Genomic DNA, 15,496 nt, shown 5'->3' with positions numbered 1-15,496 from the left:
AAGGAATCATGGGAGATCATCACGACCACAGTCATGCCGCGGCGCCGCGTCGGCGCCTCGCGATCGCGCTCTGCATCACCGGGTCCGTATTCGTCGTCGAAGTCGTCGGAGCAGTTCTGACGGGAAGCTTGGCGCTGCTGGTTGACGCCGCGCACATGCTGACTGACCTCGTCGGCCTTGCGGTCGCGGTCTCGGCGGCACTGCTGATGGAGAAGCCGCCGTCGGATCGCTACACCTGGGGTTTGAAACGCAGCGAGATTCTCGCCGCACTCGGACAAGCGGCATTGCTCTTGGGAGTAGGTCTCTTCGCGCTGGTCGAAGGGGTACGGCGCTTGTTCGAGCCCCCAGCGGTGCCATCGACCGCACTTCTGATATTCGGAGTCGTCGGCCTCGTCGCGAACATCGCCTCGATCACCGTGCTTGCCGGAGGACGTGGCGATAACCTCAACATGCGGGCGGCGTTCCTCGAAGTCGTGAACGACGCGCTCGGGTCAGTGGCAGTGATCGTCAGCGCCGTGCTGATCGCGACGCTCGGTTGGGAGCGCGCCGACGCAGTCGCGGGCATCGCGGTCGCCGCACTCATCGTCCCGCGCACGCTGATCCTCATCCGCGCATCCGTCGGCGTTCTGCTCGAACGAACGCCGCCCGGTTTGGATCTCGCCGAAGTTCGTGCGCATATCTTGTCCCGCCCAGGCGTGGTGGCAGTGCACGACCTCCACGCATCTCTCGTTTCAAGCCAGCTGCCAACGCTTTCGGCGCATGTCGTCATCGACGAGACCGTCATCGACGATGCTGGTCGCGACGCGCTCCTGCGCGACCTGCAGTCGTGCGTCGGCGAGCATTTTCCCGTGCATATTGAACACTCGACGTTCCAGCTGGAAGCAGTCGGATACGGCGACGAGGATGGACTTCATAGCTGATCTCCCCTCCCGGCCATTGCATATTCAAGTTGGATATGGTGCCCTGGTGATCCCTCCTCGTACATCCGTCGCGCCCGCAGAGGGCGGTTCGGCGGTTGCGAGGCGCTCACTGATCCTGGCGCTCATCGGTTTTCTCCTCTTCGGCGCGCTTGCTCTGTGCATGCATGAGGCCGCTGAGCAGCATGGGTTCGTTGCCCAAGGCAATGAGATCGCCGCCGCCTACGGGGCGGAAGCAGTCGATGCGACTTCCGGCGACGTTGTGACGGCCGGCGCTGACGAGTCGGGGGAAGCCGCCGATGCGCTCTGCCTGCTCGGGGTGTGCTGCGCGGTATCTCTCGCTTTCGCCGGCCTGCTCTTCCTCGCTGGGCCGCGGCTCGTCGTGAAGCTCGGGCCGCTCCTGGGCATGCTCGCGCTGCGCGCCCGGAGAGTGGTTCCGATTCCCGCTCCTACACCTCTTCTTCTGGGTATCTCAAGAATCTGATTCCTGTGCGGATCGGGGCCTGCAGACGCAGACGCCTTCCGATCGAGAAAAGCGCACGGCACATCTATCGCCTCCGGCCCCTATACGGCTCCGGCCGCGGCGAGCGATGGTGCTGCGCATCATGCCGTCGTATGTACGGCGCCCCACCCGCCGCACTGGAGGAACAGATGAACGCCCGCCGTACGCCGAAGAAGCTGCCGACCGTCGTCGTTGCGCTGCTGATTTCGGCTGTGATCGCTGTGATCATCGTGATCGCAGCCGTTGTCTATGTGAAGACGTCAGCGCCGGACGAGGTCGCTCCAGACCGTGGCGAGCTGCCGATCACTCGGAGCGACTCGCACGTTCTTGATTACGTGGGCCCAGACGCACCGACTCTCGTCGAGTTCCTCGATTTCGAGTGCGAGGTGTGCGGTGCTTTCGCTCCCTATGTCGAAGAGATCCGGCAGCAGTACGACGGCGACATCAACTATGTCGTGCGATACTTCCCGATCCCGGGCCACTTCAATTCGATGAACGCTGCCGTCGCCGTCGAGGCCGCCGCCCAGCAGGGAAGCTTCGAAGAGATGCACGATCTCATGTTCGAGACGCAGGCCGAGTGGGGAGAGGGTCAGACGTCCGAAGCCGCGAGGTTCCGTTCATACGCGGAGGAGCTCGGACTCGACATGGCCGCCTATGATGCCGCGGTCGCTGACCCGGGGACCCAAGCGCGCGTCGAGGAAGACTTCTCGGAGGGGCGTGCCCTGGGAGTAGGCGGAACGCCCACGTTCTTCCTCGACGGGGAACAGCTCGAGCTCACTCAGCTCAGCGATCTGACCGACGCCATCGATCGTGCTCTCGCAGACTGAGCCGGTGTCTGCGCCGCGGGCGGCTGCGGTACGGACAGGCGTGCTCCGATTGTGCTGGGCGATACCCTCGACGGTACTGGCAGGCGTGATGCTCGATGTCGCATACCCCGCAGTAGGACTTTGGCCGGCGGCGTTCGTCGCTGTGATGCTGACGCTGATGGCGCTGCGCGGTCGAAGTGTCCTCGGCGCAATCCTCATCGGAACCGTATTCGGCGTCTTCTTCTTCGCGATTCATCTCAGTTGGGTGGGGGAGTTCCTGGGGCCGCTGCCCTGGGTTGCTCTCGTCGGGCTGGAAGGTGCCCTCGTAGCGGCGGGAAGCATCGCAATCGCCCTTGCCTATCGATGGACAGAGAAGCTCGGTGTCCGCGCGCGCTTCCTGGTGCGCCCCGGTCTCGTGGCCGGACTGTGGTCTGCACGGGAAATGGTGGCGGGTACCTGGCCGTATTCCGGATTCCCGTGGGCGCGGGTGGCGACGAGTCAAGCGAACGGACCGTTCGCAGAGGCGGTGTCGTGGATCGGCGTCGACGGGGTCTCGTTCGCGATCGTTGCGGTGTGCGCTCTGACGATCGAATGTCTCTGGGCGCGGCGGTTCAGAATGCTGGCGCTCCCTGTGTCGCTCGCCTGTGCGCTGGCGCTGATCCCGGCCTTCCCGACACGACAGACCGGGCAGATGGCGATCGGGTGGGTTCAGGCGAACGGACCATCGGGGTACTTCGATGACCGTTCGCCCGGCGAGATCCTTGAACTGCACGAGGCACGCAGCGAGGCGCTCTACGGGCGCGGCGCAGATCTGATCGTATGGCCCGAGGGAGCCGTTGACAGCGATCCGTACCAGAGCCCGCAGACTGCGCGCAGGCTCGACGCCGTCGTTCGCGCCGCAGACGCTCCGCTGCTGGCTAACGCCGCCGTCACACGTTCGGGCGAGACCTACAACACATCGTTCCTCTGGGGCACAGGGGACAGCGTGCAGTACTACGACAAACGCCATCCCGTTCCGTTCGGTGAGTACGTGCCCGACCGTGCGTTCTACGAACGGCTCGTCCCGGGACTGGTGGGGCTCATACAACGCGAGTACACGGCTGGGAGGACTGAGCCCGTGCTCGATGTCGACGGCGTTCGGATCGGCGTCGGGATCTGCTTCGACCTGATCTACGACGACGTGATCCGAGCCGGCGCGGAAGGCGGCGCGGAGGTCTATATCTTTCAAACGAACAACGCAGACTTCCGCGGTACTGACGAGAACCTGCAGCAGATGGCAATCGCTCGTCTCCGGGCGTTCGAAACCGGTAGGGCTGTCGTCAACGTGTCGACGACCGGCACGAGCCAGGTCGTGCTGCCGGACGGCTCCGTGATCGACGCCGCGGCTCCGGGCGAGTCTGCTGCGTCGGTATCGGATGTTCCGTTGTACGCGGGCCGGACTCCGGCTGTCGTCATCGGACCGATCCCAATCGCGGGCCTCGCGGTGCTCGCGATCTGCACGCTCATCTCACTCGGGCTCGTTCGGTTGAGCAGCCGCTCGGCCGCAGCAGAACGGAAGTCATGAAAACAGGAACACGAACCACCGGAGCGGCTATTGCCCTGCTCGCACTCGCTGCTGCGCTCACAGCCTGCGCCGATACGGTTCCGCTCACCCCCGCGCAGGGTGCGAACGAGGTCGAATGCGCCGCTGCCTCGGTACGGTTGCCGAACGCGATCGGTGAGCAGACCCGTCGATGGACGAACGCCCAGGCTACAGGGGCATGGGGCGATCCGACGGCAGTGACCTTCACCTGCGGGACAGACCCAGTGGCATCGGACGACAAGCAATGCGTTCGTATCGGAGGAGTCGATTGGACCGTGGACGAGTCGCGTTCACCTCAGCTGACTCTCGCGACGTTCGGTCGTAACCCGGCAGCCGAGGTCGTCGTCGATACAACCGTGCTCTCGGCAGACGACGTTCTCGATCGCCTTGCTGTGGCAGCTCAGCAGCTGCCGTCAACCGGGCAATGCACGGAGGCGGATGTACGCGAAGGAGCGAATGCGGACGAGGGGAGCAGCTCATGACGCTCCGCCTGTTGCGGCTCATCGGCCCAGTGGGACTGCTCGTGTTCGCAGTGCTCATGACGGCGTTCGGATTGGTGCTGGGGTCAGGCGCCGCCGAACGTCTCGTCTCCGATCCCGGAGCGTTCGTGCGCTGGGGGCTCCCGTTCGCGAAGCTCATCGTGAACCTTGCCGGCGCCGTCATGGCGGGCTCCCTCATTCTGCGCGCTTTCGCCCTGCCGCGCGGTTCCAAGCCATATGAAGCGTCGCAAGTGATCGCCGCGGCCGCGGCGATCGTCCTGACTGCGGCGGCGACCGGGGCCGGCTTTCTGACGTATCTCTCGACGCTCGCTCCGGAACTATCGTTGGACATCGGATTCGGCGAGCAGCTCGGCCGCTTCCTGACGGAGACGGAACTCGGGCTCGCGTGGCTGCTGACAGTGATCGGCGCGGCGATCATCTCTACGTTCGCGGTCGTTGCGCGCGGTGCTATTGCCGAAACCGTCCTCATGATCCTCGCCCTGGTATGCCTCGTACCCCTGTCGACTCAGGGGCACGCGGGAAGCCTCGCGAACCACGATGCCGCTGTGATGGCCCTCATCCTGCATGTCGTCGGCGCTGCCGTATGGGTGGGCGGGCTGCTCACCCTCATCCTGGTTCGACCGTTGATCCCGCGCGAGAGCATCGGAGCTGTTGTCGCCAGGTATTCCTCTCTCGCCCTGGCCTCTTTCATGCTCGTGCTTCTGTCAGGGGTGGCCCGTGCGCTGACGTCGATCACGGCACTGGCGGACTTGTGGAGCCCATACGGCGCACTGCTCGGGATCAAGACAGCAGCGTTGGCAGGGCTCGCCGTGCTCGGCGCGTACTACAGAAGCCGCATGATCACACGTCTCGCCCGACGCACGGCTTTCTGGATGCTGGTGGCCTTCGAACTGCTGATCATGGGAGTCGCTATGGGAACGGCGACCGCCCTTTCGCGCACACCTGCACCTGCGGACAGCTCTGCTCCCGTACTTGTGACGCCAGCTGAATTCTTGACGGACGCACCCCTGCCCGCGCCGATCGACGGGACCACGTGGCTCGGCGAATGGAAGCTGGATCTGCTTTGGGCAGTGCTCGCCGGCGCAGCAGCTGCGTACTACGCACTCGGTGTTCATCGAATCCGTCGAGCCGGAGCGCGATGGTCGCGTCGGCGTACGACGGCGTGGATGGCAGGTCTCGCCCTGCTCGCCTGGGTGACGTCGGGTCCGAGCGCTGTCTACAGCGACTACATGCACAGTATGAACGCACTCGGTCGAGTGCTGCTTCTCACCGCGGTTCCGCTTCTCCTCGCATCGGCGGCGCCGTACGAGCTGGCGATCCGCACGATTTTTCCTCGGTCAGACGGTTCGTTCGGTCCGCGCGAGGCAATCATGCGGCTCGGTGCTTCTCGAGTGCGCACCGCGCTCTCTGCGCCGATTGTTGCGGCGCTGGTGTTCGCCGCCATCGTCTGGGGCGGCGCGGCGCCGGGGATCTTCCGTTGGACTCTGTCCAACCAGCTCGGACATCAAATGATGATCGTCGTATCGCTTGTCGGCGGAGCACTGATTATGGCGGCGCTGAACGCGTCCGGGAGCGGTCGGGAGCAAGCCGGTCAGCGACTGGCCGCGATCGGTATCGCTCTGGTCGCATTGCTGAGCTTCGCGGCATGGGTCGGCTTCCAACAAGGGCTGATCGCTGCCGAATGGTTCGGCGCGATGGGGCGGGCATGGGGGCCGGAGCCGGTAGCGGATCAGGATATCGCCGCGGTGGCATTCCTCCTCGGTGGGGGCGTCATGCTCGTCGCTCCCGTCATGCTTCGCTCATCGCGCTCACCTGCGCGAGGCGCTCAGGAACAGATCGACACAGGAAAAGCAGTAGTGGAAGGAAAGCGATGAAACTCACGCTCGGACGAACCTTGGTGGGTGGCGCAGTGCTTGCCGCTGCGGTACTCATCCCGACGCAGGCCGCTTCGGCACACGACACGATGCTCGAGTCGACCCCCGCGAACGGAGAGACGGTGTCGACTCTTGATGAGGTCGCGCTTACCTTCAGCGGCGAGCTGATCGACTTCGGTCAGGCGAGTTTTGCGCAGGTCGAGGGGCCGGATGGTCTCTACTACGAGACCGCATGCTCGACGATCGAACGGAACGTACTCTCCACTCCCGTTGAGCTCGGTGAAGCCGGGACCTACACAGTGACGTGGAACGCGGTGTCGAGCGACGGCCACCCGGTCTCGGAAGCCTTCGACTTCGACTATGAGCCTGTCTCAGGCGGGACTCCGGCACTGGGATGGGATCTCCCCGCTTGCGACGATGAGGATGAGCGCGTGCAGCCGGGCAGCGAAGACGTTGATCAGGAGGAGACGACGGCTCCTGATGCAGAGACGCCGGAGGAAGCCGCTCCGATACCGACCACGGAGGCCCCTCGCAATGGTGCCCGGGAATCTCAAGAGGAATCCAGCGCCGACACGGGCACCGGTATGGGCGGGCTGTTCGTATTTGCAGGCTTCATCGTTGTACTCATCCTGATCGCGCTGGTCTTTGTGCTCCGTTCCTACACGAAGTCCCGGCGTGATGCCGGGGACGATCCTGACGAGGAGTAACACCAACAGGATGAACATCGACGCGCAGAATCTACCGGCTCCAACGTGGCCGTCTCTGGTCTCGTTCTCGCCCAACGGAGTGTCCATTCTCGTCGTCATCGCCGGGATCGGGGCGGTTCTGTACCTGCTCGGAGTGATTCGGCTACGGCGCGCCGGCCGACGCTGGCCGATCGGCAGATCGATCGCGTTCCTGCTCGGATGCGCGCTGCTGGCTGCGACAGGTTGTCTCGGCGTACACGCATACGCCGAGGTTCTCATCTCCGCGCTGCTGTTCCAGCAGATCACCCTGATGACAATCGTTGCGCCATTGCTGGTGCTCGGGACGCCTGGCCGTCTGCTGCTGCATGCGACGCCCCATCGGGGGGTCGGCAGAACCGCGCTCCGGCTCGCACTCGGCGGCTTGAGGTCCCCTGTCAGCCGAGTTCTGGTGCGACCGGGCATCGCGATCCTGATTGCGATCCTGCTGTACCCGGGGCTCTACCTCACCGATCTGGTGAGCCTGCTCGTCCGTGTGCCCCTCGGCCATGAAGTCCTCTTGTTGGCGATATTCGCGTTGGGCGTCGTCGCCGCGGTTCCGCTCTGGTCCTCAGACCCCGTGCCGAGGCCGCCGTCGTTCGCCGGCCGCCTGGTTGAGGTCGTCGTCGAGATTCAAGTCCACGCTGTGCTGGGCCTGGTGATGCTGCTTTCCGCTGCCCCGTTGTTCAGCGCATACGACGTGACACGCGACGGTTGGGCGATCGATCCGATGCGAGACCAGATCGTCGCGGGGACGATGATGTGGACGTACGCGGAGCTGCCGTTGCTCATCGTGCTCATCGTTACGCTGTCGCGATGGAGCAAACGGGATGCGAAGCTCGCGTCGCGCCGACAGACTCAGGACGAGATCGATCTGGAAGCGTACAACGAGTACCTCGCATCGCTCGAGGGCGGCAATACGAAAGATGCGCGGCGCGACAGCGGACGTACCGATACCTGATACCCATGCCGACGTCTGAAGGATCTCACGAAGCGGTTGCTTTCGCAGGTGAGCTATCCGCTTCTCGCGTCGTGCGCGTCGCGAGAAGCAGATTGGTTCGGATGAACATCCGGCGAACAACTCCCTGAACCAGCCTGCTCCACTTGCCGACTGTTTAGAAGTGCATCAATATAGAAACATGTCGATGCAACAGGTAGTGATCGTCGGGTCCGGCCCGGCGGGATACACAGCCGCGGTCTACGCGGCTCGGGCGGGGCTCGCTCCCGTCGTGATCGCTGGCGCGGTGACCGCCGGCGGTTCGCTCATGACGACCACCGAGGTTGAGAACTTCCCGGGCTTCACCGACGGCGTGCAGGGCCCGGAGCTGATGGAGGCGATGCGCGCTCAGGCCGAGCGCTTCGGTGCGCGCATCCTCTACGACGATGCGACCCGCCTCGATCTCGCAGGCGACGTCAAGACGATCGAGACCGGCTCGGGCGAGACGTTCCGCTCACGCAGCGTGGTCCTCACCACTGGCTCCGCGTACCGCAAGCTCGGCCTCGCCGAAGAGGAGCGGCTCTCCGGTCACGGCCTGTCGTGGTGCGCAACCTGCGACGGGTTCTTCTTCCGCGAGAAGGAGATCGCTGTCGTCGGCGGCGGCGACTCCGCGATGGAGGAAGCGCTGTTCCTCACGCGCTTCGCGTCGAAGGTGACCATCGTGCACCGCCGCGACGAGTTCCGGGCATCTAAGATCATGGCCGAGCGCGTGCTCGCCGACCCGAAGATCGAGATCGCCTGGAACAGTGAGGTCGCCGAGCTCGTCGGCGAGAACACCGTCGAAGCGCTCCGCCTGCGCGACACCGTCACCGGTGCTGAGCGCGTCCTGCCCGTGTCCGGCGTGTTCGTCGCGATCGGCCACGACCCACGCTCGGAGCTGCTGACCGGGCAGGTCGATCTCGACGACGAGGGCTACGTGCTCGTCGATCACCCCACGACCGCGACGAACCTGCCGGGCGTCTTCGCTGCAGGTGATCTCGTCGACCGCCGCTACCGTCAGGCGATCACCGCATCCGGCACCGGCTGCGCCGCAGCCCTCGATGCCCAGCACTTCCTCTCCGGCCTGCCCGCTGACGAGACCGAGACCGATCTTTTGGAGGCATCCGCATGAGCGCGACCGTCACCGTCACCGACGCCACGTTCGAGGCCGAAGTGCTGCAGTCCGACATCCCCGTGCTCGTCGACATCTGGGCGACCTGGTGCGGCCCGTGCAAGGCGATCGCCCCGATCCTCGAGGATCTCGCCGGCGAGTACGACGGCCGGGTGAAGATCGTCAAGCTCGACGCGGACGCCAACCCGCAAACCGTGATGGCTGCCGGGGTCACGTCGATCCCGACCCTCGGCTTCTACCGCGGCGGTGAGCGCGTCGACGTGCTCATCGGCGCGAACCCGAAGCCCGTCATCGCGGGCAAGATCGACGAGCTGATCGCATGAGCACCGCCACTGCAACCCGGGCAAAGCCCGCGAAGCTCTCCACCCTCGACCGGTGGCTGCCGCTGTGGATCGGGCTCGCCATGGTCGCGGGCCTCCTTCTCGGCCGGTTTATCCCGGCGCTGTCCGACGTGCTCGCGCACATGGAAGTCGGCGGCATCTCCGTGCCGATCGGCCTCGGCCTGCTGATCATGATGTACCCCGTGCTGGCGAAGGTCCGCTACGACAAGGTCGCCGCCGTCACCGGAGACAAGAAGCTCCTCGTCTCCTCGCTCATCCTGAACTGGATCGCAGGACCTGCGGTGATGTTCGCCCTCGCGTGGATCTTCCTGCCCGACCTGCCCGAGTACCGCACCGGACTCATCATCGTGGGGCTCGCTCGCTGTATCGCGATGGTCGTGATCTGGAACGACCTGGCCTGCGGCGACCGCGAGGCGACCGCCGTGCTGGTGTTCATCAACTCGGTGTTCCAGGTCGTCGCGTTCTCACTGCTCGGCTGGTTCTACCTCACCGTGCTGCCGGGCTGGCTCGGCCTCGACTCCCAGGGCCTGGACGTCTCGATCGGGCAGATCGCGATCAACGTGCTCGTCTTCCTCGGCGTTCCCCTCGCGGCCGGGTTCCTCACTCGCTTCTTCGGTGAGAAGGCGAAGGGCCGCGACTGGTACGAGGCGAAGTTCATCCCCGTGATCGGCCCGTTCGCGCTCTACGGCCTGCTGTTCACGATCGTGCTGCTATTCGCCCTGCAGGGCGAGGCGATCACCTCGCGGCCGTGGGACGTCGCCCGCATCGCGCTGCCGCTGCTGGCCTATTTCGCGATCATGTGGTTCGCCGGCCTCCTCCTCGGCAAGGGCATCGGCCTGAACTACGCCCGCTCCACCACGCTCGCCTTCACCGCGGCGGGCAACAACTTCGAGCTCGCCATCGCCGTCGCGATCGGCACGTTCGGAGCCACCAGCGGCCAGGCCCTCGCGGGCGTCGTCGGCCCGCTCATCGAAGTTCCCGTGCTCGTGGGCCTCGTCTACGTCTCCTTGTGGGCGGCGCGGAAGTGGTTCGACACCGATCCGTATGCTGTTCCCGCTGCCACCGAATCGAGGGCATCATGACCACCGAGATCTGTACTCCGACTCCGACGCACGCGATCGGCGAGGACGCCGCCGACGCCGTCGCGACGACGCTCAAGGCGCTCGCCGATCCGTTCCGGCTGCGCATGCTGTCTGCGATCGCGACCGACCCGCGAGGCGAGGCCTGCGTGTGCGACCTCGCCGAGCTCGCCGACGTCTCCCAACCGACCGTCTCGTATCACTTGAAGAAGCTGAAGGACACGGGGCTCCTCGCCTCCGAGCGGCGTGGCACCTGGGTGTACTACAGCATCCTGCCGTCGCGGAGGCAGGCCGTCACCGCGCTGCTCGACGCGTTCGCGCCCGCCGCGGTCGCCGACGCGCAGGCCGAGCAGGAAGACCGCGCGGCGGCGCTCGCGGCGCTCGACGCGAAGGTCGAGCACCTCGCCGCCGAGCTCGCCGACGAGATGCCGCACCTGAACCGCGATCTCGTCATCACGATCGTGCGCGAATCGTTCGCCGGTCTCGTCCGCTCGGCGAAGCTCACGACCCACATGATCCCGCTCACCGAGCGGTTCGCCCGCCAGCGCCTCGCCGACATCGCCCGCGACCGCGAGGCAGGCAAGCCGCAGGTGCTGTTCGTCTGCGTCGCCAACGCGGGCCGCTCGCAGCTCGCCGCCGCCCTGGTGAACCAGCTCTCCGGCGGCGCGGTCGTCGCCCGGTCCGCCGGCTCGACGCCGGCATCCGAGGTGCACCCGCACGTGCGCTCGATCCTCGCCGACATCGAAGGCGAGCAGGACGCCGCGGCCGCGTTCCCGAAGCCGCTCACCGACGACGCGGTCCGCGCGGCGGATGTCGTCGTCACCATGGGTTGCGGCGATGTCTGCCCGGTCATCCCGGGCGTGACCTACGACGACTGGGCGGTCGGCGATCCCGCCCTCGCCTCCGAAGAAGGCGTCGCCGCCATCCGCGACGACATCGAAGCACGCGTCCGAAGCCTCATCGACACCCTCGTGAAGAACTGAGAGAAAGAAGACTTCCGATCATGACCACCACCACGCCCAGCGTCCTGTTCGTCTGCGTGCACAACGCCGGCCGCTCCCAGATGGCCGCCGGCTACCTGCGTCATCTCGCCGCAGGTCGCATCGAGGTCCGTTCGGCCGGCTCGATCCCCGCCGACCAGATCAATCCCGTGGCCGTCGAAGCGATGCTCGAGGAGGGCATCGACATCCGGGGCGAGGCGCCGAAGGTGCTCACCACGGAGGCGGTGCAGGACTCGGATGTCGTCATCACGATGGGTTGCGGCGACGCCTGCCCGTTCTTCCCCGGTAAGCGCTACGAGGACTGGAAGCTCGACGATCCCGCCGGGCAGGGCATCGAGTCGGTGCGCCCGATCCGTGACGAGATCCGCCGCCGCATCAAAGAGCTCATCGCGTCGCTCGAGCCCGCAGCGGCAAAGGCGGCCGGCGCATGAGCGCGTCGGTGCTGTTCGTCTGCAAGAAGAACGGCGGCAAGTCGCAGATGGCCGCAGCCCTCATGCGCCAGCATGCCGGCGACGCGATCACCGTGTACTCGGCCGGCACCGCGCCGAGCGACAAGCTCAGTGCTCTCGCCGAGGAAGCGATCATCGAGGTCGGCGCGTCGATGGAGGGCGATTACCCGAAGCCCATCGACCCGGAGATCCTCCGCAGCGTGGATCGGGTCATCGTGCTCGGCGACGAGGCGAAGGTCGCCCCGGTCGACGGCATGGCCGGTGTGATTGAGACCTGGACCTTCGCAGACCAGGACGCTTCCGACAACGGTGGTGGTAACCGCACCCGCGCGATCCGGGATCTGATCGCCGAGAAAGTTCGCGGGCTCGCCGCAGACCTGGTGCGCCAGGGATAGAGCTGTGGTTGCCCCTTTCTGTTGCGCCGCGGCGACGAAAGGGGCAACCAGACGGCTCAGGTCAACTGCATCGTGGTGATGCAGGTGGCGTCATCATCATTGACAGTCGATACGGTGCCGGTCGCAGTGCGGCCATCCTTCTCGATGACGACCTCAGCGGTGACGCCACGAGGCAGCCACATGCCGAGGAAGCCGTTGTCGAACGTCCGGATCGACTGGTCGACGTATTCGTCGCCGGTGTCGGAGTCCGTGACGGTCACCTCGAAGTCGGTATCGCTCTGCTCTCCGATGCAGTTGACCGGTGCATGGAAGTAGCAGTCGTGCGTCTGCTGCTCATACGGAGCGATCGCGACGTAGACCTGATCGTCCGGCATCGGGAGTTCTGTCTCGCCGGAATCGTCGGTGATGACGAGCGCGTCCGGGTGGACCTGTGCGGTGAAATCCGTCGGGCGGTCCGCGATGGGCGTGCTGTCCAGACTGTCGATGATCGTGCGGGCATCGAGGCCTGCAAGATCATCGGCTCCCTCGATCGTCACAGTGAGCGGAGCTTCCGCTTCGGGCGCTGGCGACGTCGGAGACGAATTCGCGGAGCAACCGACGAGCACACTCGCCGCCATCAGCATGGCTCCGACAGAAGTGAGGACCTTCGCGCGGCGAGCGGTCACATGGTTGTTATTCATCGTGTTGTCCTTCGGGATCGGCGCGGGCGCGGGGCACTCATGCCCCGCACCCGCTGTCGTCGAGTCAGAGCGTGTCGAGGATGTCGTTCATCGTCGTGATCTCGGCGCTCTGCCCGTCGATCACCTGCTGTGCGAGTTCGAGCGCGTCAGGGAACTGTCCGTCCGCGAGCTCCGTCTCGGCCATGTCGATCGCACCCTCGTGGTGCATGACCATGCCTTCGAGGAACAATCGAGCGGCGTCCGCACCGTCCGCGTCGTCGAGCGCCGTCATCGCCGACTCATCCATCATCCCGTCATCGCCCATGTCGTGACCGGCCATACCCGAGTCAAGCGAGACGCCCCACTCGCTGAGCCAGCCCGTCATCGTCTCGATCTCCGGAGCCTGCGCGTTCTTGATCTGCTGGGCGAGTTCCGTCACCCGCGTGTCCACGCCGTCCTTGTTGAGGATCATGTCCGCCATCTCCACGGCTTGTTCGTGGTGCGGAATCATCATCGTCGCGAACGTCTCATCAGCGGCGTTGGCAGTGCCGACGGGGGCCGATGAAGCTGTGGTGTCTCCGTGGGTGCTGTGGTCCACGTCCGGCGTGGCTTCTTCGCTGGCGGCCGAGCAGCCTCCGAGCACGAGAGTCGCAGCGAGCGCGGCGGTGAACAGAGCAGTAGTGCGAATTCGCATGAGTATGCGTCCTTGTCGTTTCAGTGGCGAAATAGGAATGAAGCAGTGCTCGGGTACGGCAGGGCCGTCGGCGTGCACACGGGCACGCTCGCGAGCAGGCGTCAGCTCACGTTCGACTGATCGACAGGAAATGCAGGGAAGGGGGCCGCGGCTCTGCCTTGGTCAGCAGAAAATCGATGCCGCCGGCGTAGAAGTGCGGGCGAGGGGATACCCATCCGCCGGTCCTCGCCGGCGCGGCGAGAACCAGAAGGGCGGCAAGCAGCGCAATCACGCACATCGTCATGACCATCGAGTGATCCGGGTGAGAACTCCCGCACGCCTCGTCGGCACAATCCGGTGGTGAAGTGTTCAGATGTTTTGTCTCGGAGTCTGTATGCGCTTCTGGCTCGACGGAGTGCGTGCCGTGCGAGGCGAGAACTTGCTCTGACGTCGCAGCACTGAGGGACGGAACGCTGTGTCCGACCGATAGCGCGTGCATGCCGAGCAGTCCGAACGCGACGAGCAGGGAGACCAGCACTGCCAACGCCACGCGCCGCGGCGGCGTCATGCCGTCGCACAGACGTGTTGTGCGAGTCATGCGGGCTCCGTTTCTGTGCTCGTCACTGTACTCGACGCGGCTGGCGTCGGCCCCTTTGTGGGAATACCCCCAGGGGGTATATGGTTCACGTTACCAGATACCCACCGGGGGTATCGAAAGCAGAAGGAGAATCACGATGGCTACCAGCGAGTACAAGGTGACCGGAATGACGTGCGGACACTGCGAGATGTCAGTCCGGGAGGAAGTCGGCGGCATCGCCGGCGTTGAGAGCGTCGAGGTCGACGCCCAGACCGGACGCCTCGTCGTGCACGCTGCGACTGAGATCGGTGCTTCTGCCGTCATCTCGGCGGTCGAAGAGGCAGGCTACTCAGCAGCGCGGGTCTAATGAGAGCCGGTGGAAGGATTGCGCTCTACGGTGCGACGCTGGCAGCAGTGTTCGGAGTTGCGTTCTACGCGGCCGGAGCGTTCGTCCCCGACGGCTTCGTATCTCACTGGGAAGACAGTAGCTCCGTGCCGATTCAGGGGGAGCACCCGGATCAGCGCTGACGAGTTGGGCCGCAACAGGTAACGGCGAGGGCGCGGAATGCCCGATGACAACTGAGCAAGGAAAGGTGCGAACGGCGATGAATGCCTCTGCGCAATCGGCGAACGACAGCGGTGTGGAGCTCGCGATCGGCGGGATGACTTGCGCCTCCTGCGCGAATCGCATTGAGCGCAAGCTCAACAAGCTTGAAGGCGTCGAGGCGACGGTGAACTACGCCACTGAGAAAGCCAAGGTCAGCGTTCCTGCCGGGTACGACCCTGCGCTTCTGATCGCTGAAGTGGAGAGCGCGGGCTACACCGCGATCGTCCCTGCACCTGAGCCGCGGCGGGACGCATCCGAGGGCGACCGCCTTGCGGACGACCCCGAGCTCGTGTCGCTGCGCCGCAGGTTGATCGGGTCGATCGTGCTGACCGTCCCGGTGATCGCGATGGCCATGGTGCCCGTGCTGCAGTTCACGTACTGGCAGTGGGCCTCGTTGGCGCTTGCCGGCCCCGTGATCGTCTGGGGTGCGTGGCCGTTCCACAAAGCAGCGTGGATCAACCTCCGACACGGAGCTGCCACGATGGACACCCTCATCTCGATGGGAACATCAGTGGCGCTGCTGTGGTCGTTGTACGCGCTGTTCTTCGGCACCGCCGGCATTCCGGGTGAGCCGCCCCCTTCATTCGGTCCGGACGCTCTGTGAGTCGTCGGTTTCCATTTGATGGGTGCACTGTCGAGCGTACTCGGCTGGGGGTAGGTAGCCGAGCGAGGAGTGCCGGCGGTGGTGGTTGTACTCGTCCTTC

General features: G+C 65.3%; 18 protein-coding genes and 2 pseudogenes. 16 read left to right on the top strand and 4 right to left on the bottom strand.

Annotation, left to right across the window (positions count from 1 at the left end; all coding sequences use genetic code 11):
• Positions 1–8: 8 nt before the first annotated feature.
• From GJQ66_RS10390 to GJQ66_RS10325, 14 genes are all read left to right on the top strand, one after another.
• Positions 9–920 carry a cation diffusion facilitator family transporter gene (locus GJQ66_RS10390; RefSeq protein ID WP_155049309.1) on the top strand — a complete coding sequence of 304 codons (912 nt, stop codon included), beginning with the start codon at positions 9–11 and terminating at the stop codon, positions 918–920.
• Between the two features lie 46 nt (positions 921–966).
• On the top strand, positions 967–1,401 hold the full coding sequence (locus GJQ66_RS10385; RefSeq protein ID WP_155049308.1) for a hypothetical protein: 435 nt from the start codon (positions 967–969) through the stop codon (positions 1,399–1,401).
• A gap of 131 nt (positions 1,402–1,532) precedes the next feature.
• Complete coding sequence (locus GJQ66_RS10380) at positions 1,533–2,246, top strand: thioredoxin domain-containing protein (RefSeq protein ID WP_155049307.1); 714 nt, start codon at positions 1,533–1,535, stop codon at positions 2,244–2,246.
• Positions 2,247–2,334: 88 nt separating this feature from the next.
• Complete coding sequence (lnt, locus tag GJQ66_RS10375) at positions 2,335–3,789, top strand: apolipoprotein N-acyltransferase (RefSeq protein ID WP_155049306.1); 1,455 nt, start codon at positions 2,335–2,337, stop codon at positions 3,787–3,789.
• Complete coding sequence (locus GJQ66_RS10370; RefSeq protein ID WP_155049305.1) at positions 3,786–4,289, top strand: DUF3515 family protein; 504 nt, start codon at positions 3,786–3,788, stop codon at positions 4,287–4,289. The genes lnt and GJQ66_RS10370 overlap by 4 nt, the downstream gene beginning before the upstream one ends.
• A complete protein-coding gene (locus GJQ66_RS10365; RefSeq protein WP_196215860.1) occupies positions 4,286–6,181 on the top strand; it encodes a cytochrome c oxidase assembly protein in 1,896 nt (631 codons plus the stop codon). The genes GJQ66_RS10370 and GJQ66_RS10365 overlap by 4 nt, the downstream gene beginning before the upstream one ends.
• The gene (locus GJQ66_RS10360) at positions 6,178–6,888 is read left to right on the top strand and encodes a copper resistance protein CopC (protein ID WP_196215859.1); all 711 of its coding nucleotides are present in this window, start codon (positions 6,178–6,180) and stop codon (positions 6,886–6,888) included. Before GJQ66_RS10365 ends, GJQ66_RS10360 begins: the two co-directional genes overlap by 4 nt.
• A 10-nt stretch (positions 6,889–6,898) precedes the next feature.
• Entirely contained in the window at positions 6,899–7,864 is a 966-nt protein-coding gene (locus GJQ66_RS10355; protein WP_155049302.1) for a cytochrome c oxidase assembly protein, read from the top strand.
• A 178-nt stretch (positions 7,865–8,042) separates the two neighbouring features.
• Positions 8,043–9,011 (top strand): thioredoxin-disulfide reductase, encoded by a 969-nt coding sequence (trxB, locus tag GJQ66_RS10350; protein ID WP_155049301.1) that lies wholly within the window; start codon positions 8,043–8,045, stop codon positions 9,009–9,011.
• Positions 9,008–9,334, top strand: coding sequence for a thioredoxin (gene trxA / locus GJQ66_RS10345; protein ID WP_155049300.1), 327 nt, complete (start codon positions 9,008–9,010; stop codon positions 9,332–9,334). The genes trxB and trxA overlap by 4 nt, the downstream gene beginning before the upstream one ends.
• The gene (arsB, locus tag GJQ66_RS10340; protein ID WP_155049299.1) at positions 9,331–10,434 is read left to right on the top strand and encodes an ACR3 family arsenite efflux transporter; all 1,104 of its coding nucleotides are present in this window, start codon (positions 9,331–9,333) and stop codon (positions 10,432–10,434) included. The genes trxA and arsB overlap by 4 nt, the downstream gene beginning before the upstream one ends.
• Positions 10,431–11,414, top strand: coding sequence for a metalloregulator ArsR/SmtB family transcription factor (locus GJQ66_RS10335; RefSeq protein ID WP_155049298.1), 984 nt, complete (start codon positions 10,431–10,433; stop codon positions 11,412–11,414). The genes arsB and GJQ66_RS10335 overlap by 4 nt, the downstream gene beginning before the upstream one ends.
• A 20-nt stretch (positions 11,415–11,434) precedes the next feature.
• Positions 11,435–11,863: an arsenate reductase ArsC gene (locus GJQ66_RS10330; protein ID WP_155049297.1), complete on the top strand. Its 429-nt coding sequence runs from the start codon at positions 11,435–11,437 to the stop codon at positions 11,861–11,863.
• Positions 11,860–12,276, top strand: a complete 417-nt coding sequence (locus tag GJQ66_RS10325) for a low molecular weight phosphatase family protein (protein WP_155049296.1) — start codon at positions 11,860–11,862, stop codon at positions 12,274–12,276. Before GJQ66_RS10330 ends, GJQ66_RS10325 begins: the two co-directional genes overlap by 4 nt.
• Before the next feature lie 56 nt (positions 12,277–12,332).
• Here the strand turns inward: GJQ66_RS10325 and GJQ66_RS10320 are convergent, their stop codons facing one another.
• The 3 genes from GJQ66_RS10320 to GJQ66_RS10310 all read right to left on the bottom strand — a co-directional run bounded on the left by GJQ66_RS10320 (position 12,333) and on the right by GJQ66_RS10310 (position 14,206).
• Positions 12,333–12,956: a CueP family metal-binding protein gene (locus GJQ66_RS10320; RefSeq protein WP_155049295.1), complete on the bottom strand. Its 624-nt coding sequence runs from the start codon at positions 12,954–12,956 to the stop codon at positions 12,333–12,335.
• 64 nt (positions 12,957–13,020) lie between these two features.
• Positions 13,021–13,629, bottom strand: coding sequence for a DUF305 domain-containing protein (locus GJQ66_RS10315; protein ID WP_155049294.1), 609 nt, complete (start codon positions 13,627–13,629; stop codon positions 13,021–13,023).
• Positions 13,630–13,735: 106 nt separating this feature from the next.
• Positions 13,736–14,206: a DUF6153 family protein gene (locus GJQ66_RS10310; protein ID WP_155049293.1), complete on the bottom strand. Its 471-nt coding sequence runs from the start codon at positions 14,204–14,206 to the stop codon at positions 13,736–13,738.
• A 136-nt stretch (positions 14,207–14,342) separates the two neighbouring features.
• Between GJQ66_RS10310 and GJQ66_RS10305 the strand changes: the two genes are divergently transcribed.
• Both GJQ66_RS10305 and GJQ66_RS10300 read left to right on the top strand, forming a co-directional pair.
• Positions 14,343–14,552, top strand: a complete 210-nt coding sequence (locus GJQ66_RS10305) for a heavy-metal-associated domain-containing protein (RefSeq protein WP_155049292.1) — start codon at positions 14,343–14,345, stop codon at positions 14,550–14,552.
• 238 nt (positions 14,553–14,790) lie between these two features.
• Positions 14,791–15,360, top strand: a pseudogene (locus tag GJQ66_RS10300) (cation transporter); the annotation flags it as partial.
• A 12-nt stretch (positions 15,361–15,372) separates the two neighbouring features.
• On the opposite strand, the pseudogene GJQ66_RS10295 reads toward GJQ66_RS10300, so the two are convergent.
• Positions 15,373–15,496, bottom strand: a pseudogene (locus GJQ66_RS10295) (IS3 family transposase); the annotation flags it as partial.

Origin of the sequence: Microbacterium sp. ZXX196 (genome assembly GCF_009709595.1) — a bacterium.
In the GTDB taxonomy this organism is placed as follows: Bacteria; Actinomycetota; Actinomycetes; order Actinomycetales; family Microbacteriaceae; genus Microbacterium; species Microbacterium excoecariae.
This window is presented reverse-complemented; position numbering and strand designations above follow the sequence as displayed.

Bases quoted from the DNA above. Each gene is read 5' to 3' on its own strand.
- GJQ66_RS10390 (WP_155049309.1), top strand. From the start codon at position 9: ATGGGAGATCATCACGACCACAGTCATGCCGCGGCGCCGCGTCGGCGC.
- GJQ66_RS10380 (WP_155049307.1), top strand. From the start codon at position 1,533: ATGTACGGCGCCCCACCCGCCGCACTGGAGGAACAGATGAACGCCCGC.
- lnt (WP_155049306.1), top strand. From the start codon at position 2,335: ATGCTCGATGTCGCATACCCCGCAGTAGGACTTTGGCCGGCGGCGTTC.
- GJQ66_RS10370 (WP_155049305.1), top strand. From the start codon at position 3,786: ATGAAAACAGGAACACGAACCACCGGAGCGGCTATTGCCCTGCTCGCA.
- GJQ66_RS10365 (WP_196215860.1), top strand. From the start codon at position 4,286: ATGACGCTCCGCCTGTTGCGGCTCATCGGCCCAGTGGGACTGCTCGTG.
- GJQ66_RS10360 (WP_196215859.1), top strand. From the start codon at position 6,178: ATGAAACTCACGCTCGGACGAACCTTGGTGGGTGGCGCAGTGCTTGCC.
- GJQ66_RS10355 (WP_155049302.1), top strand. From the start codon at position 6,899: ATGAACATCGACGCGCAGAATCTACCGGCTCCAACGTGGCCGTCTCTG.
- trxB (WP_155049301.1), top strand. From the start codon at position 8,043: ATGTCGATGCAACAGGTAGTGATCGTCGGGTCCGGCCCGGCGGGATAC.
- trxA (WP_155049300.1), top strand. From the start codon at position 9,008: ATGAGCGCGACCGTCACCGTCACCGACGCCACGTTCGAGGCCGAAGTG.
- arsB (WP_155049299.1), top strand. From the start codon at position 9,331: ATGAGCACCGCCACTGCAACCCGGGCAAAGCCCGCGAAGCTCTCCACC.
- GJQ66_RS10335 (WP_155049298.1), top strand. From the start codon at position 10,431: ATGACCACCGAGATCTGTACTCCGACTCCGACGCACGCGATCGGCGAG.
- GJQ66_RS10330 (WP_155049297.1), top strand. From the start codon at position 11,435: ATGACCACCACCACGCCCAGCGTCCTGTTCGTCTGCGTGCACAACGCC.
- GJQ66_RS10325 (WP_155049296.1), top strand. From the start codon at position 11,860: ATGAGCGCGTCGGTGCTGTTCGTCTGCAAGAAGAACGGCGGCAAGTCG.
- GJQ66_RS10320 (WP_155049295.1), bottom strand. From the start codon at position 12,956: ATGAATAACAACCATGTGACCGCTCGCCGCGCGAAGGTCCTCACTTCT.
- GJQ66_RS10315 (WP_155049294.1), bottom strand. From the start codon at position 13,629: ATGCGAATTCGCACTACTGCTCTGTTCACCGCCGCGCTCGCTGCGACT.
- GJQ66_RS10310 (WP_155049293.1), bottom strand. From the start codon at position 14,206: ATGACTCGCACAACACGTCTGTGCGACGGCATGACGCCGCCGCGGCGC.
- GJQ66_RS10305 (WP_155049292.1), top strand. From the start codon at position 14,343: ATGGCTACCAGCGAGTACAAGGTGACCGGAATGACGTGCGGACACTGC.